General features: G+C 69.2%; 15 protein-coding genes. 10 read left to right on the top strand and 5 right to left on the bottom strand.

Annotated elements, in window-relative coordinates:
- Positions 1 to 358: 358 nt before the first annotated feature.
- Complete coding sequence (locus OU996_RS00530) at positions 359 to 1357, bottom strand: sugar-binding transcriptional regulator (RefSeq protein WP_267583742.1); 999 nt, start codon at positions 1355 to 1357, stop codon at positions 359 to 361.
- Positions 1358 to 1485: 128 nt separating this feature from the next.
- On the opposite strand from OU996_RS00530, the gene OU996_RS00525 reads away from it, so the two are divergent.
- The 10 genes from OU996_RS00525 to OU996_RS00480 all read left to right on the top strand — a co-directional run bounded on the left by OU996_RS00525 (position 1486) and on the right by OU996_RS00480 (position 12058).
- Positions 1486 to 2442 (top strand): sugar ABC transporter substrate-binding protein, encoded by a 957-nt coding sequence (locus tag OU996_RS00525; RefSeq protein WP_267583741.1) that lies wholly within the window; start codon positions 1486 to 1488, stop codon positions 2440 to 2442.
- Positions 2443 to 2505: 63 nt separating this feature from the next.
- Positions 2506 to 4020, top strand: a complete 1515-nt coding sequence (locus tag OU996_RS00520) for a sugar ABC transporter ATP-binding protein (protein WP_267583740.1) — start codon at positions 2506 to 2508, stop codon at positions 4018 to 4020.
- The gene (locus tag OU996_RS00515; RefSeq protein WP_267583739.1) at positions 4017 to 5012 is read left to right on the top strand and encodes an ABC transporter permease; all 996 of its coding nucleotides are present in this window, start codon (positions 4017 to 4019) and stop codon (positions 5010 to 5012) included. The genes OU996_RS00520 and OU996_RS00515 overlap by 4 nt, the downstream gene beginning before the upstream one ends.
- A gap of 33 nt (positions 5013 to 5045) precedes the next feature.
- Complete coding sequence (locus OU996_RS00510; RefSeq protein ID WP_267583738.1) at positions 5046 to 6098, top strand: thiamine pyrophosphate-dependent dehydrogenase E1 component subunit alpha; 1053 nt, start codon at positions 5046 to 5048, stop codon at positions 6096 to 6098.
- On the top strand, positions 6098 to 7072 hold the full coding sequence (locus tag OU996_RS00505) for an alpha-ketoacid dehydrogenase subunit beta (RefSeq protein WP_267583737.1): 975 nt from the start codon (positions 6098 to 6100) through the stop codon (positions 7070 to 7072). The genes OU996_RS00510 and OU996_RS00505 overlap by 1 nt, the downstream gene beginning before the upstream one ends.
- On the top strand, positions 7069 to 8628 hold the full coding sequence (locus OU996_RS00500; RefSeq protein WP_267583736.1) for an alpha/beta fold hydrolase: 1560 nt from the start codon (positions 7069 to 7071) through the stop codon (positions 8626 to 8628). The genes OU996_RS00505 and OU996_RS00500 overlap by 4 nt, the downstream gene beginning before the upstream one ends.
- Entirely contained in the window at positions 8625 to 8951 is a 327-nt protein-coding gene (locus tag OU996_RS00495) for a carboxymuconolactone decarboxylase family protein (protein WP_267583735.1), read from the top strand. Before OU996_RS00500 ends, OU996_RS00495 begins: the two co-directional genes overlap by 4 nt.
- A 61-nt stretch (positions 8952 to 9012) precedes the next feature.
- The gene (locus tag OU996_RS00490; RefSeq protein ID WP_267583734.1) at positions 9013 to 10524 is read left to right on the top strand and encodes an FGGY-family carbohydrate kinase; all 1512 of its coding nucleotides are present in this window, start codon (positions 9013 to 9015) and stop codon (positions 10522 to 10524) included.
- Positions 10521 to 11285, top strand: coding sequence for an SDR family NAD(P)-dependent oxidoreductase (locus tag OU996_RS00485; protein WP_267583733.1), 765 nt, complete (start codon positions 10521 to 10523; stop codon positions 11283 to 11285). The genes OU996_RS00490 and OU996_RS00485 overlap by 4 nt, the downstream gene beginning before the upstream one ends.
- An 11-nt stretch (positions 11286 to 11296) precedes the next feature.
- On the top strand, positions 11297 to 12058 hold the full coding sequence (locus OU996_RS00480) for an SDR family NAD(P)-dependent oxidoreductase (RefSeq protein WP_267583732.1): 762 nt from the start codon (positions 11297 to 11299) through the stop codon (positions 12056 to 12058).
- A gap of 97 nt (positions 12059 to 12155) precedes the next feature.
- On the opposite strand, the gene OU996_RS00475 is transcribed toward OU996_RS00480, so the two are convergent.
- The 4 genes from OU996_RS00475 to OU996_RS00460 are packed head-to-tail and all read right to left on the bottom strand — an operon-like array spanning position 12156 to position 16451.
- Positions 12156 to 12800, bottom strand: coding sequence for a dihydroxyacetone kinase family protein (locus OU996_RS00475; protein WP_267583731.1), 645 nt, complete (start codon positions 12798 to 12800; stop codon positions 12156 to 12158).
- A 4-nt stretch (positions 12801 to 12804) separates the two neighbouring features.
- Positions 12805 to 13806, bottom strand: coding sequence for a dihydroxyacetone kinase subunit DhaK (locus OU996_RS00470; protein WP_267583730.1), 1002 nt, complete (start codon positions 13804 to 13806; stop codon positions 12805 to 12807).
- 39 nt (positions 13807 to 13845) lie between these two features.
- On the bottom strand, positions 13846 to 14874 hold the full coding sequence (locus OU996_RS00465) for an ABC transporter permease (protein ID WP_267583729.1): 1029 nt from the start codon (positions 14872 to 14874) through the stop codon (positions 13846 to 13848).
- The gene (locus tag OU996_RS00460) at positions 14871 to 16451 is read right to left on the bottom strand and encodes a sugar ABC transporter ATP-binding protein (RefSeq protein WP_267583728.1); all 1581 of its coding nucleotides are present in this window, start codon (positions 16449 to 16451) and stop codon (positions 14871 to 14873) included. Before OU996_RS00460 ends, OU996_RS00465 begins: the two co-directional genes overlap by 4 nt.
- Positions 16452 to 16458: the final 7 nt, after the last annotated feature.

The following is a 16458-nucleotide window of genomic DNA, read 5'->3' as shown; positions in this document are numbered from 1 at the left end:
TGGTCACCGACCGAATCGAACCTGATTCCTAGCAGTTCGTTCCCAAGGGCGTTGGAGATGGTGATTCTGGCGCACCTCCGTTCCCTGCGGATGTAGCGCCCCGCCGGGCCTCAGGGCTGAGGCACTGGATCAGCCCCTCGATCAGGGCATGCGCCAGGCTGAAGGTCGAGGCGTTGGTTGTCGTCGGCGCCGCGCGCCAAGTCGGTACTGTGGTCGTGGTCGGCGACACCCCCATCGGCCAGGGCGTCAACAAGGCCGATGCGGACCTCAGCGCCGCGCTCTCGGTGGAGGGCCGAGCGCCACGTCGAACCATGGTTGAGCGACCGAGCCACCGGCGCGGCCTGCGCTCCCGTCGGGCTCAGCCCTGCTCGACAAGGCGAAGGGCGGCGTCGCCGTCGATGATGAGGCCGTTGACGATGCCGCTGGCGAGCAGCGCGGCGGCGGCGCGGGTCTTCTCCGGGCTGGCCACCATCAGCACGACATTGAGGCCGCGCAGCACGTCGAACGGCACGGCGAGGGTACGCTCATTCAGCGGGTGATCGACCGGGCGGCCCAGCGCATCGAAGAAGATGCCGTTGGTGTCGCCCACCGCGCCGGCCTTATGCAAGCTCTCGAGGTCGGCCACGGTGAGCATGCCCTGCCGGCGCAGCAGCGCGCCTTCCTCCAGCTCGCCGACGCTGATCATGCACAGCGTCGCTGTGCCGGCGATGGCGAGCGCCTTCGCCACTTGGCGCTGGGAGAGCAGCACCTGCTTGTCCTCCACCGTGTCGGCGATGAACGGCACGGGCAGGAAATAGCCCTCGCCGCCGGTCCGCTTCGCGAGGGTATGGACCAGCTCGAACGGGTTGAAGGCGGAATTGGCGGTCAGCGAGCCCATCAGCGAGATGAACCGCGCATTCGGCGCGCTGACACCGGCCATGTGCAGCGTCATCTGCTCGAGCGTGCGGCCCCAGCCGAGCCCGACGGTCGCCGGCTCGTCGCGGGCGAGATGCGCCCGCAGGTGATTGGCGCCGAGTAGGCCGACCGCGCGAAACGCCACCTTCTGCGCCGGCGAAAGTCCCGCCCGGTCGCCGGCGTCCGGGGCCGACTGGCGGCCGAGGCCGAGATCAAGCGCCGGGGTCGCCTGGCAGAAGTCGAGCCCGAAGCGCCGGCGCAGGGCCTCCTCTACCGGCACCATGCCGGCAAGCTGTCGGTCGACGGTGATCGACACCACCCCTTCCTCCAGCGCATCGGCCAGCAGGCGGTTGACCCGCGCCCGCGTCAGGCCGAGCCGTTCGGCGGTCTCGGCCTGGTTCAGGCCCCCCACATGGTAGAGCCAGGCGGCCTTCACCATCAGCGTATCGTCGGTCTCGTCCATCATGCCTCGTGACAAATGTAATTCATCTTGACGTTTGTATCGAGCCTGAACTAGCCTCTCCGCAACGCCCGACAGAGGCGGTCGACACATCCTGCGCCAGGCCGGCGCAGTTAGGGAGAGACTGTAAAATGCCATTCCGAGCAATGAAGAACTGCGTCCTCGGTGCGGTCGCCGCCGCGACCGTGATGGCGGCGGTGCCGGCCTTCGCGCTGGACATCGCCTGGGTGCATTCCAACGCCGCCGCCCAGTCCGAGCAGCGCGTGAAGGCCGGCTTCCAGGCCTGGCTGAAGGAAACCGGCAAGTCCGACTGGAAGGTCGCCTATCTCGACAGCGGCGGCTCGGGCGAGAAGACCGCCGCCAACATCCAGGATGCCGCCTCGCGCGGCGTCGGCGCCATCATCATCTCCATGGCCGATCTACGGGCCTCCTCGGCCGCGATCAAGGAAGCCGTCGCGCAGAAGATCCCGATCTTCACCGTCGACAGCGGCTCGGTGGACGGCACGCTGGTCGATGTCACCACCAACAACTGGGCGATGAGCGCCACCGTCTCACCCTTCTTCCTCAACGAGCTCGGCAAGAACCCGAAGATCATCTTCCTGCGCATGGCCGAGCACCACGGCACCCGCAAGCGCGGCGAGACGATGGCCACCGTGCTGAAGGAATACCCGGACGTGAAGGTGCTGGCCGAGCACAACATCGACTACACGGCCTTCTTCGAGGACACGACCCGCTCGATGCAGGACTATGTGACCCGCTTCGGCGACCAGATCGACGGCGTGTGGGCGCCGTGGGACGAGCCGGCGCAGGCGGCACTGAACGCGCTGAAGGCCGGTGGCAACACCCACGCCAAGGTCATCGGTATTGACGGCCACCCGCAGGCGATCGCCGAGGTCTGCAAGCCCGGCAGCCAGATGATCGCCACCATCAGCCAGCCCTTCGAGAAGATGGGCGCGCAGACCGGCGAGTGGATCGAGGACATCGTGGTCGAGAAGAAGCCGGCCGCCGACGTCATTCCCTCCAAGGTCGTCTATCTCGACGCTCCCCTCGTCACCAAGGCCAACTGCAAGGACTTCCTCCCCAAGTGAGCGTCTGGCGGCCGGCGTGCCCCAGGCGCCGGCCGTTCTTTTTCGCCAGCGGAGGCAGCGGCCATGGCCATCGAACTCACCGACATCATCATGGACTATCCCGGCACGCGCGCGCTCGATCGCGTCAGCGTGGCCTTTCGCACGGATGAGGTCCATGGCCTGATCGGCGAGAACGGCGCGGGCAAGACCACGCTGGTCTCCATCCTCGGTGGCAGCCGCCTGCCCAGCGAGGGCCGGATGACGCTCGACGGCGCGGAGGTCCGCCTTACCTCGCCGGGCGAGGCGCTGGCGCGCGGCATCGCCCATGTCTCGCAGGAGGGCAGCCTCGTGCCGAGTCTCACCGGCGCTGAGAACATCCTGCTCGGCAGCGAGCCGCGCTATCCGGGCGGCATCGTCCGGCGCGGCGCGCTGCGCGATCAGGCTCGTGCTCTGCTGGCGCGCTGGTTCCCCGATCTCACCATCGACCTCGACCAGCCGGTCGAGACGCTGCCCTATGCCGACCAGAAGATCATCGAGATCGTCCGTGCCCTGCGCGGCCAGATCCGCATCCTCATACTCGACGAGCCGACCGCGACGCTGCCGGCGCGCGAGAAGGAGCGGCTCTGGGCGATCATCCGCCGCCTGCCGGCGCAGGGCGTCGGCGTGGTGCTGATCAGCCATTTCCTCTCCGAGATCATCACGCTGTCGGACCGCATCACCGTGCTGCGCGACGGGCGCCTGATCCGCACCTTCCCGGCCGCCGGGACGAGCGAGGGCGAACTGACGGCGCTGATGCTCCAGCGCGGGCACGGCCCCACCGATGGCGCCGAGCGGGACCGGCGGGGCGGGGCCCTTGGCGCGCCGGTCGTCGAGGTCTCGAACTGGCGGATCCCGGAAGCCGAGGTCGGCGCCTTCCACATTCGGGCCGGCGAGATCGTCGGTCTCATCGGCCTCACCGGCTCCGGCCATTTCGCCTTCGCCCGCTCGCTCTATGACGCGCCGGACCTCGCGGGCGGCACGCTGCGCCTCGGCGGCGAGGTCATGCTGCAGGTCACCGCGCATGCGATGCGCCGGCGCGGTGTCGCCTTCATCCCCGACCACCGCATGATCCACTCGCTGATCGGCGAGTGGAGCGCGCGCGAGAACCTCGCCATGGTGCATCCCGAGGCCGGCGCCTTCGGGGCGCTCGGCATCCTCAGCCCGCGCCGCGAGAGCGCCGAGGCGCGCGCCGTGATGGCACGCCTCTCCGTCAAGGCTTCCTCGACCGAGCAGGCGGTGGGCGAGCTCTCCGGCGGCAACAAGCAGAAGATTTCCATCGGCAAATGGCTCTACGGCGCCAAGGGCCGCTACCGGCTGATGATCTTCGTCGAACCGACCGAGGGCGTCGACATCGGCGCCAAGCGCGAGATCCACGCTTTGCTGCGCGGCCTCGCCGCCGAGGGCACGGCGATCCTCGTCGCTTCCTCCGACCTCATCGAGATCGCGGACCTCTCCACCCGCGTCATATCCTTCGTTAACGGGCAAGCCCTCGGAGACCTCGCATGGCCCAACTTCTCGGAACAGAGCTTCATCGCGGCGATGTCGGGAGCGCGGGCATGAACACCGACGCCCGCGCAACCGCCGCGACGCCGCGCACCGGCGAAACCGCCCGCCAGCGCAAGCAGCTCTTCCTGCGCTACTCGACCCTGGTCGTGCTCGCGCTGCTGTTCATCGGCTTCTCGCTGGGCGTCGACCGCTTCCTGACCACCTCGAACTTGCTGAACATCCTCCAGCAGATCTCGATGCTGACCATCGTCGCCATCGGCCTCACCTTCGGCTTCGCCGCGCGGGAGATGGACCTTTCGGTCGGCTTCATGGCGGGCCTTGCCGGCCTCATCGCGCCGACCCTGCTGGTGGCCGGCTGGCCGCTGCCGGTGGCGCTCACCGCCGGGCTGGGCGCGGGTCTCGCCGTGGGTCTCGTCAACGCCCTGCTGGTGACGATCGTTGGCGTGCCCTCGCTCATCGCCACCCTCGCCATGGGCTCGATCCTGTTCGGCGTGAACTTCCTGCTCTCCGGCGGCCGGGCGATCTATGGCGGCCTGCCGGACAGCTATCTGGTGCTCGGGCAGGGGCGGATCTTCGGCATCCCGGTGCTCGCCTTCATCATGTTCGGCGCGGTCATCCTCGCCTGGTTCGTCATGGAGCGCACCATTGTCGGGCGTTACATCTACGCGGTGGGCGGCAACCTGAAGGCGGCGGAACTCTCCGGCATTCGCGGGCGGCGCTACTGCCAGCTCGCGCTGGTGATCTGCAGCCTGTTCGCCGCGACCGCCGGCATCCTGCTCTCGGCCCGCCTCGGCTCCGGCCAGCCCAATGCCGGGCAGGATTATCTGCTCGACGGCCTCGCCACCGTGTTCATCGGCATGACGATGTTCCGGCCGGGGACGGCGACCATCGCCGGCACCTTCTTCGGCGCGCTGTTCATCGGCGTCATCAATAATGGGCTGAACCTCATCGGCCTCGATACCTACATCCAGAGCATCGTGAAGGGCGTCATCATCATCGTCGCCGTCGCGATCGTCTCCCGCACCACAAAGCTGAAGCTCCTCTGAGCGAACGTGCGTCATCAAGGACCAGTCCCCGTCATGACCGACACCCGATCTGCCTCCCCGCCCGCCGGGACCAATACCGATCTTCTCGGCCTGTACCGGACCATGCGGCGCATCCGCACCTTCGAGGAGCGCGTGGGCGAACTCTTCGTGCGCGGCCTCTCCGCCGGCTCCATGCTGCATCTGTCGATCGGCGAGGAATCGGCAGCGGCGGGCGTGGCCAGCGCCATGCGGCCGGAGGACACCTTCACCACCCATCACCGCGGCCACGGCATCTTCCTCGCCCGCGGCGCCGACCCGTCGCGGATGATGGCGGAGATCGCCGGCAAGGAAACCGGCTACTGCGCCGGCAAGGGCGGCTCGATGCACATTGCCGATATGGCGCTCGGCCATCTCGGCGCCAACGCCATTGTCGGCGGCGGTATTCCCGCCGTGGTTGGGGCCGGCCTGTCGGCCAAGCGGCTGAAGACCGGCAGCGTCTCCATCGCCTTCTTCGGCGACGGGGCGATGGGGCAGGGCATTCTCTATGAGAGCATGAACATGGCGGCGCTCTGGGAGCTGCCGGTGCTGTTCGTCTGCATCAACAACCAGTACGGCATGGGCACGCGCGTCGATCAGGCGACGCGCAACGAGGCGTTCGACGAGCGCGCCCGCGCCTTCGGCCTGCAGGGCGCCATGGTCGATGGCAATGACGTCGAGGCGGTGGCCGCGACCGCCAAGGATCTGGTCGACGCCGCCCGCGCCGGCAAGCCGGGCTTCCTCGCCGTCTCCTGCTACCGCTTCTTCGGCCATGCCCGCATGGACAAGAGCCCCTACCGCGCCGAGGAGGAGGAACTCGCCGGCCGCCAGCGCGATCCGGTCAAGCACGCCCGCGCCGCTCTGCTGGAGCGGAGCCTCGCCCCGGAAAGCGCGCTCGACGCGCTCGACACCGAGATCGCCGCCGAGATGGACGCGACGATCGACTTCGCCGCGGCCTCCCCGGCGCCGCCGCTCGCCTCCATGTTCCGCGACGTGTTCGCCGTCGGCGAGCCAGAGCCCGAGCCTGTCCGCACCCGGCTCGACCGCGTTCTGTCCAAGGAAATCCGCTGATGGTCCAGATCACCTACCGCGACGCGCTGCGTCAGGCGCTCATCGACGCGATGGAAGCGGATGAGCGCGTCATCGTCATCGGCGAGGAAGTCGGCCGCTATGGCGGCGCCTATGGCGTGACCAAGGGCCTGATCGACACGTTCGGCGGCGACCGGCTGATCGACACGCCGATCTCCGAGCCGGCCATCATCGGCGCCGCCGTCGGCGCGGCGATGACCGGCCTGCGGCCCGTCGCCGAGCTGATGTATGTCGACTTCCTCGGCATGACCATGGACCAGCTCACCAACCAAGCGGCCAAGATCCGCTACATGTTCGGCGGCCAGATCGGCGTGCCGATGGTGCTGCGCACGCAGGGCGGCACCGGCCGCTCCGCCGGCGCGCAGCACTCGCAGAGCCTGGAAGCCTGGGTGATGCACATGCCCGGCCTGCGCCTCGTCATGCCCGCCACCGCCGAGGACGCCTACCACCTGCTGCGCCACGCGCTGACCATGCCGGACCCGGTCGTCTTCATCGAGCACAAGGCGCTCTACACCCGCAAGGAAGAGGCTGACCTCACCACGGCGAAGCTGCCCTGGGGCAAGGCTGCGGTGCGGCGGGAAGGGAAGGACGTGGTCATCGTCACCTATTCGCGGCAGGTGCATTACGCGCTTGAGGCCGCCGAGGCGCTGGCGAAGGAGGGCATCGAGGCGACGGTGATCGACCTGCGCACCCTCAACCCGCTCGACATGGACACGGTGATTGAGCATGTCGAAAAAATCGGCCGGGTGGCCGTGGTCTCGGAAGGCCCGCTGACCGCCGGCGTCGCCGCCGAGCTGTCGGCGCGCATCACCGAGGAATGCTTCGACTTCCTGCATGAGCCGGTGATCCGCATCGCCGGCGAGGACATTCCGATTTCCGTGTCGCAGGAGCTGGAAGCCGGCAGCGTGCCGTCTCCCGCGCTCATCGGGGACGCCGTGCGGCGGCTGCTGTCATGAGCGCCGCCATTCTCACCATGCCCCGTCTCGGCGAGACGATGGAGGAGGGGCGCATTGTCGGCTGGCTGATCGCCGAGGGCGATGCCTTCAAGCGCGGCGACCCGATCCTCGAAATCGAGACCGACAAGACCGTGGCCGAATTGCCCGCGCTCACCGATGGCGTGCTGGCCGAGAAGCTGGTCGCGCCCGGCGACATGATCGTCGTTGGCGCTCCCATCGCTCGGCTGAAGGGCGAGGACGGCGCGAGTCCGGCGCTGGCCGCCAGCGGGCGCGTCACGCGCACCCTCGCCATGCCGCGCCTCGGCGAGACCATGGATGAAGGGCGCATCGTTGGCTGGATGGTTCAGCCGGGCGCGGCCTTCAAGCGCGGCGACGGGTTGTTCGAGATCGAGACCGACAAGACGGTCGCCGAGTTCCCGGCGCTGATGGACGGCACGCTGGTGGAAACGTTGGTGGAGTTGGGCTCCATGGTGCCGGTCGGCGCGCCGCTGGCACGGGTGGAGATCGCGGTGGCGGATGCCGCTATGGAAGGCTTCCTCCCTGAGGAGACGAGCCTGGCCGCCCCGGCGCCTGATGCGACTCTAGGGACGACTGCCCCAGCGACGACCGCCCCCGTGGCGGCGTGTGTCGCGGCGGTGACCCACGCTCCCGCCGACCCCGCCGCCCCCCGGCGCGCTACCCCCATCGCCCGGCGGCTCGCCGCGCGGGCGGGGATCGACCTTGCCAGCCTGCGCGGCAGCGGCCGGCGTGGGCGCATCGAGGCACGCGATGTCGAAGCGGCGCTGGCGGGCGGAGCGGTCGCCGCTGCGGGTGCCATCGCCTTTGATCGCCATGGGACGCCCGGCGCGGCGCGGCGGGCGCTGCTGCTGCACGGCTTCGCCGGCGACCGCACCACCTTCGCCGCCTTCGGCAACCAGCTCGGCCGCGCCGGTTATGACGTGCTGGTGCCGGACCTGCCGGGCCATGGCGGGACCGATGCCGAGGCGACAGGCGCGGCCGATCTTTCCGCGCCGCTCCCTGGTTTTCTCGCCGCGCAACGCTTCGCCCCGACCGAGATCGTCGCCCATTCGCTGGGCGCCGTCGCGGCGGTGGCGCTGGCGGAAGCGCTGCCGGGGCTGCAGCGCCTCACGCTGCTCTGCCCCGCTGGCCTCGGGCTCGCCATTGACAGCGACTTCATCGCCGGCATGGCCGCGCGCCCCTCGCCCGGCGCGCTGCGTCATTTGCTGCGCCGCCTCACCGCCCGTCCGGCCGGGCTGTCCGATGCCGCCGTCGCCGGCCTTGCCGCGACACTGGGTGCCGGCCGGCTCACGGCGCTCGCCGAGGACGCGTTCGGCGCGGGTGGCCAGAAGGTCGACATCGTCGAGCCGCTCGCCCGCCTGTCCCGGCGCATGAGCGTGCGGCTCGTGGTTGGGCTGGAGGACCGCATCATCCCATGGACGCAGGTCACCGTGGCGCCCTCGCGCGTCGCGATCCATCTCGTCGCCGGCGCCGGCCATATGCCGCATTGGGACCAGCCGGGCGAAATTCTCGCGCTGTTTGAAGGAGACGCCGCATGAGCAGCGAGCTGAAGGAGGTTCACGCCCGCCTCGCCCATTTCGCCAAGGCGGTGCCCGAGGTCGCCGCCGGCTTTCGCCAGCTCTCCAAGGCGGCGGGCGCGGCGGGGCGCTTCACTCCGGCGCAGAAGGAGCTGTTCGCCGCCGCCTTCGGCGTGGTGTGCGGCTGCGAGGACTGCGTCGTCTACCACGTCGATGCCGCCCGCCGGCTCGGTGCCGCGCGCGAGGATCTGCTCGAACTGCTGGCCGTCGCCGTGGAAATGGGCGGAGGTCCGGCCATGGTCTACGGCGCCAAGGCGCTGAAGGCCTTCGACGAGGCCAACTGACCGCTCGCGATAACGGGTTGCGACGGGAGATCAACTCCCGCGATCTTCTGGAGGAAACGACATGGCCTATGTGGTCGCCGTCGACGGCGGAACCGAGAGCCTGCGCGCCGGCGTCTATGACCCGTCCGGCGCCTGTCTCGGTCAGGCGAGCCATCCCTATGGCACGGAGTTCGCACCCGGCGCCCGCGCCGAGCAGAACCCGGAGGACTGGTGGACCGCGCTCGGCATCGCCACCAAGGCGGCGCTGGCGAAAGCCGGCGTCGATCCGCAGGCGGTGGAGGCGATCTGCCTCACCACCACCTCCTGCACCGTGGTCGCGCTCGATGCCGAGGGCAACGCGCTGCGCCCGGCGCTCTTATGGATGGATGTGCGCGCCGGCGAGGAGGCGCAGGCCGTGCTCGCCACCGGTGATCCCGCGCTGGCGGCGAATGGGGCGGGGCGCGGGCCGGTCTCGGCGGAGTGGATGATCCCCAAGGCGCTCTGGCTGAAGCGCCACGAGCCGCACATCTTCGAGCGTGCCGTCACCATTGGCGAGTATCAGGACTTCATGACCATCCGCCTGACTGGGCGGCGGGTCGCCTCGCTCAACAACGCCTCGATCCGCTGGCACTACGCGACGACGCGCGGGGGCTTCGCGGCCTCGCTGGTGACGGCGCTGGGGCTGGAGGCGCTGCTCGACAAATGGCCGCCCGAGGTCGCCGCGCCGGGGACCGTGATCGGCACGCTTACCGCGCGCGCGGCCGAGCATATCGGCCTGCATACCGGGGTGAAGCTCGTGCAGGGCGGAGCGGATGCGCTGATCGGCATGATCGGCCTCGGCGTCGCCAAGCCCGGCCAGCTCGCCCTCATCACCGGCTCCTCGCATCTGCAGTTCGGCGTGTCGGACCGCGAGGTGCATCACCCCGGTCTATGGGGTTCCTATCCCGACGCGGTCTATCCGGCCCGCCACATCATCGAGGGCGGGCAGACCTCGACCGGCTCGATCCTGCAATGGATGAAGCGGCTGATGGGCGGGACGATGGACCTCGACGCGCTCAACACCGCCGCCGCGCGTCTGGAGCCGGGCTGCGACGGGCTGATCGTGCAGGACCACTTTCAGGGCAACCGCACGCCCTATGTCGACCCGCTCTCGCGTGGCGCCGTCATCGGGCTGACGCTGGCGCATGGGCCGGAGCACATCTTCCGCGCGATCATCGAGGGCATCTCCTTCGGCACGCGCGCCATTCTCGACCAGATGGCGGAGGCCGGCTTCCGCTCGACCGAGCTGACGGTCGGCGGCGGGGCGACGGCCTCCGAGCTGTGGTTGCAGATCCATGCCGACACGTCGGGCCTGCCGGTCTGCGTGCCCGCCTCCAGCGCGGCGCCCTCGGTTGGCGCTGCCGTGCTCGCCGCCCATGGCGCCGGGCACTTCGCCTCCATCGACGAGGGCATCGCCGCCATGGTGCGGCCGGGCCGGCGCATCGAGCCCCGCGCCCGCGAGGCCGCCCGCTATGACGAGATCTATCAGCGCTACCGGGCGCTCTACCCGGCGCTGAAGAACCTTCCCGCGACGTCGACCGGGGCAGCCCGATGAACGCGTTCCGACTGGACGACCGGCTGGCGCTGGTCACCGGCGGGGCGCGGGGGATCGGCGCGGCGATCTGCACCCGTTTCGCAAGCGCGGGTGCTCATGTCATCGTCGCCGACCGCGATGTCGCGGCGGCCGAGGCGCTCGCCGCCCAGTTGCGCGCCGAGGGCGGCCGGGCTGACGCTCTCGCGCTCGACGTGACGGATCGGCCCGGTATTGCCGCCGCGCTGGCGGCTCTGCGCGCGAGCCATGGCGTACCGCATATCCTCGTCAACAATGCCGGCATCGTCCGCAACGCCCCGGCGGCGGAGATGAGCGTGGAGGACTGGTCGGCGGTGATCGACGTCGATCTCAACGGCGTCTTCAACTGCGCCCAGCTCATCGGTGGCGCGATGGTGGCGGAGGGGCGCGGGGCCATCGTCAATGTCTCCTCCATGTGCGGGGAGATCGTCGTCCATCCGCAGCCGCAAATCGCCTACAACGCCGCCAAGGCGGGCGTGAACATGCTCACCAAGTCGCTCGCCGTGGAGTGGGCGCGCCGGGGCGTGCGGGTCAATGCGGTGGCGCCCGGCTACACCGCGACCGAGCTCACTCTCGCCGGCCGCAGCAATCCCGACTGGTTCCATGTGTGGCTCGACCGCACGCCGATGGGCCGTCTCGGCGAACCGCACGAGATCGCCGATGCCGTGCTGTTCCTGGCGAGCGACGCCGCAAGCTTCATCACCGGCGCCGTCCTCGCGGTGGATGGCGGCTACACAGCCCTTTGAGGAGACTTCCCATGGCTTCCACCGACACCGCTCGCGTCGCCCTCGTCACCGGCGCCAGCCGCGGCATTGGCCGGGCCATCGCGCTCGGCCTCGCCGAACGCGGCTATGATCTCGTGGTGAACGACATTTCCCGCCAGAGCGAGGCGCTGGCGTCACTGGTGCGCGAGATCGAGGCGGGTGGGCGGCGCGCCCTCGCGCTCTACGCCGATGTCAGCTCCAAGGCCGAGGTGACGGCCATGGTGGGCGCGGCCATCGCCTGGGCCGGTCATGTCGAGGCGGTGGTGAACAATGCCGGCATCCTCATCACCAGCCCGGTCGAGACGCTGGACGAAGGCGTCTGGGACGCGGTGATGGATGTGAACGCCAAGGGCAGCTTCCTCGTCATCCAGGCGCTGCTGCCGCATATGCGCGCCCGCCGTTATGGCCGCATCGTCAATATCGCCTCGATCGGCGGTAAGCAGGGCGCGCCGGAACAGGCGCATTATTCCGCCTCCAAGGCCGCGATCATGGGCTTCACCCGCGTGCTGGCGCAGGAGGTCGGCGCGGAGGGCATCACCGCCAATTGCGTCTGTCCGGGCATCATCCTCACCGATATGGGCCGCACCAATCTGGAGGATCCGGCGATCAAGGCGCGCTGGACCGCCAACACCGCCATGCGCCGCATCGGCGCGCCGGAGGATGTGGTCGGCCCGGTCGCCTTCTTCGCCTCCGACGATGCCGGCTTCGTCACCGGCCAGACGCTCAATGTCGATGGCGGCATCGTCTTCGACTGAGGCGCCGCGACTGACGCGCCGCGTCTCGCGCGACGCCTCCGGCTTTTCGACACCGAATCCCTTCAGCTCAAGCCCGCTCGCCGCCGCCGCGAACCGGTCAGGTGCCGACGAAGGAGCTCATCTGCCGGACCAGCATCATGCCCACGGTCGCGCCGGCATCCTGCAGGCCTACCGTCTTCTGCTGGAAGGCGGCGGCCTTGCCGTGCTGGGCGACCATGGACGTGGTGCGCTCCAGTGCCGCCGCGGCCTCGTCCGCCGCCGCCTTCAGCGCCGGGCCGAGCGCGGCGCCGCTCGCGGCCTGTGCTTCCAGCACCCCGGCCACGGGATCGAGCACGTCGAGAATGGTCTTGTCGCCGAGCTTGGCCTTGCCGCGTTCGGCGATGCCGGTGGCATAGGCGCGCCAGAAGGCGGCGGCCTCGGCGGTGCCGATAGCGTCCTTGCCTTCCAGCACCTTGGAGCCGCGCAGGAAGCCGGTGGCGGTGAGCGTGCCCATGGTGGAGGGCGCGGTCTTCGCCATGATCGCCCCGGCCGCGCGCAGCAGCTTGGAAAGTCCCGCGCCGGCGCCCTCCGCACTCACCGTCTCGGCGGCGGCGGCGAAGGACTTGGCCATGGTGATACCGAGATCGCTGTCGCCCACCTTGCCGTCGAGCGCGATGAGGAAATCGCGCTCGGCCGCGAACAGGTCGCGCCAGCTCTGGAACAGGCCGATCAGTTCCTCGGCGCGCAGGGTCTCGTGAGCCATCGCCTCAGCCCTTGTAATGCGCGAAGAACGGGGTGTTCACCGGGGCGGCGATCAGCGGGTCGAGCTCGGCGTCGAGCTTGAGCACGGAGATCGAGGCGCCGGCCATTTCCATGGCCGTGGCGAACTCGCCGATCCAGACATATTTCACCTTGGAGCCCTTTTCCTCGAAGAGCTGCGCGACGCGGCGGAACAGGATGTAGAGCTCTTCCTTGGGCGTGCCGCCGAGGCCGTTCACCAGCACGGCGAACTCGTCCCCCGCGCCGGCTTCCACTTCCGCGAAGACGCGGGCCATCATCTGGTCGACTACCTCGTCGGCGGCGGCGAGCTTGGAGCGGCTGATGCCCGGTTCGCCATGGATGCCCATGCCGATTTCCATCTCGTCCTCGCCGACCGAGAAGGTGGCGTGGCCGACTTCCGGCACGACGCAGCTCGACAGCGCGACGCCGATGGTGCGCACATTGGCGCGGGCCTTGTCGGCGATGCGGTGGACCTCGTCGAGCGACAGGCCATTGGCCGCCGCCGCGCCCGCCGCCTTGTAGACAAAGAAAATGCCGGCGACGCCGCGCCGCTTGTGCTCCTCGCCCACCACGGAGGAGGCGATGTCGTCATTGCCGACGACCTGCATCACGCGGATGCCGTCGAGGTCCGCCAGCTCGGCGGCCATGTCGAAATTGATGATGTCGCCGGTGTAGTTGCCATAGATGTAGAGAACGCCGGCGCCCTGATCGATGTACTTGGTGACCTCGTGCATCTGGTCGGCGCTGGGGGACTGGAACACGCCGCCGACGGCGCAGCCATCCAGCATGTTCTCGCCGACATAGCCGAGGAACAGCGGCAAATGGCCCGAGCCGCCGCCGGTGGCGATGCCGACCTTGCCGGCCTTGGGCGTGGCGACGACGAGGCAGCGCCTGTCGTCGTTCACATAGGTGACCTGCGGGTGAGCCCGGTAGATGCCGTCGAGCATCTCGTCGACGAAGTGCGCCGGATCGTTGAGAAACTTCTTCATGGGATCCTCTTCAGAGCTCGAATGGGGGCGCGGGGACGTTCAGGATTTCTTCTGGCAGAACATGAAGAAAGCGGCGGCGAGCAGGATGAAGGCGCCGACCACCACGCGCTGCCAGGTGGAGGGAATGCCCACCATCACCAGCACGCTGTTGACGACGACCACCAGCAGCACGCCCAGCAGCGTGCCGATCACCGAGCCGGTGCCGCCGGTGATGCGGGCGCCGCCCAGCACCACGGCGGCGATCACGTTGATCTCGCTGCCGACGAGGTCGAACGGGTTGGACTGCCGGTTGGCGCAGGTGTGGATGATGCCGGCGAGCCCCGCGAGGCCGCCCGCATAGGCGAACATGAAAATATGGATGGTTTTCAGGCTGTAGCCGAGCCGCTCGGCCACGCTCGCATTGCCGCCCAGCGCGAAGATGGCGCGGCCCATCAGCGTGCGGTTCAGCATCCACCAGGTCAGCAGCGCCGCCGCCGGCAGGACGAGGAAGTAGAACGGCATGGTGATGGTGCGCCCATCGCCCGACTCGAACTGGAACAGCGGCATCCGGCCAAAGGCGCCCATCTGCGGCGGCAGCGACATGATCCAGACCGTGCCGATGAAGGCGAGCAGGATGCCGCGAAACAGATATTGCGTGCCGATGGTGACGATCAGCGAGGGCACTTTGAGGTGATGCACCAGCAGCCCGTTCACCACGCCCAGCAGCGCCCCGCCGAGTACCGAGAGCGGCAGGATGACCGCGATCGGCAGGTCCGGCAGGTGGTTCTTCACCAGGAGCGTCATCGAATACATGGTGAAGGCGGCGATGGCGGTGAAGGACACGTCGATGCCTCCGGCCGCCAGGATGATGAACACGCCGAGCGCGAACAGCCCCATCACCACGCTGGCGCGGCCGATGTCGACCAGCGAGGAGGGCTGGAGGAAGGCAGGATTGAGCAGGGAGACGGTGACGCAGATCGCCACCAGAAGAATGAAGGTGATGATCTCCGGCCGGCGGCGCACCAGCTCGATCAGCGGGTTGATGCGCGGGGCCGTGGCGCCGCCCTCTTGAAGGTGGATCGCGCTCATCGGGCGGCCTCTGTCGCAAGGCCGGGCTTCGACGCCAGCATGGCCTGATAAATCTGGTCCTCGTCGGTCGCGGTCGCGTCGAAATCGGCGACGATGCTGCCGGCGTTCATGACGAGGATGCGGTCGCAGTTCTGCAGCAGCTCGGGCAGGTCGTCGCTGATGATTACGAGGCCCATGCCGGCCTCCGCGAGCTGCTGGATCACCCGGTAGATCGTGTCCTTCGAGCCGACATCGACGCCCACCGTGGGCCCGTGCAGCACCAGCAGCTTCGGCTTGATCGACAGCCAGCGGCCGATCAGCACGCGCTGCTGGTTGCCGCCCGAGAGGGAGCTGACCGGCAGGTCGATATTGCGGGTGTTGAGGCGCATGTCCTGCGCGATCTGGTCGGCCAGCGCCCGGCCCTTCGCCGTATCGACGATGCCGAGCCCGTTGGCGAGGTCGCGCACGACGAGGGCGATCTCGTTCTCGAAGATCGACTTGTCGAGGAACAGCCCTTCCGCGAGGCGGTCCTCCGGCACATAGCCGATGCCGAGGCGGATGGCGTGGGCGGGGTGGCCGATGGTCTCGGCCCTGCCGTCGATGCGGATGCGCCCCTCGCTCGCCGGGGTGACGCCGGCCATGGCGGTGGCGAGCTCGTTGCGGCCGGAATCGGCGAGGCCGGTGATGCCGAGGATCTCGCCCTTGCGGACGGTGAAGCTCACCCGGCCGAGATTGGGCGGCAGCGCCAGCCCCTCGGCGGCGAAGAGCTCCTCGGTGCCGGGCGCACCGGTGCGGTAGCGCGCGGCGTCGATCTGCCGGCCGGTCATCAGCTCGGCGAGGTCGTGCTTGCTGTAATCGGCGAGCGGGCCCTGCGCGACGCATTGCCCGTCGCGGAACACGATGGCGTGGCCGCCGATGCGGTAGCACTCGTCGAGCTTGTGGGTGACGAACAGCACCGCCACGCCCTCCGCGCGCAGGCGCTCGACCACGAGGATGAGATTGTCCACCTCGCGGCGCGTCAGCGAGGTCGTCGGCTCGTCCATGATGACCATCTTCGCCTGGGTGGCGATGGCGCGGGCGATGGCGACGAGCTGGCGCTGGGCAAGCGGCAGGTCGGAGACGATGGTGGAGAGATAGGTCCGCGCGGTCGGCAGGCCGACGCGGGCCAGCGCCGCCTCGGCGGTCTGGCGCAGGCGCGTGCGGTCGAACAGCCGCGCGAGGCGCCCGCCGCTGGCCACGAGCTGCTCGTTCAGCGCGACATTCTCGGCGACGGTGAGGTTGGGCAGCAGCGACAGGTCTTGATAGACGGTCTCGATGCCGGCGGCGAGCGACTGGATCGGGTTCAGCGCGCGGTAGCTGCGCCCGTCGAGGATGATCTCGCCCTCATCGGGGGCGTGCGCCCCGGACATGATCTTGATGACGGTGCTCTTGCCGCAGCCATTCTCGCCGAGCAGGTGATAGGCCTCGCCCGGACGGATGGTGAAGCCGACGCCGCGCAGCGCGTGGACGCCGCCGAAACGCTTGTGGATGCCGCGCAGCTCCAGAAAGGGTCGCGCGGGATCGGCAGACCGGACGGGGGCGGTGGAAGCGTGGGACACGGGGATT

The organism is Ancylobacter sp. SL191 (genome assembly GCF_026625645.1).
Classification (GTDB): Bacteria; Pseudomonadota; Alphaproteobacteria; order Rhizobiales; family Xanthobacteraceae; genus Ancylobacter.
The sequence above is the reverse complement of the archived record's forward strand: the minus strand, read 5'-3'. Positions and strand labels throughout refer to the sequence as shown.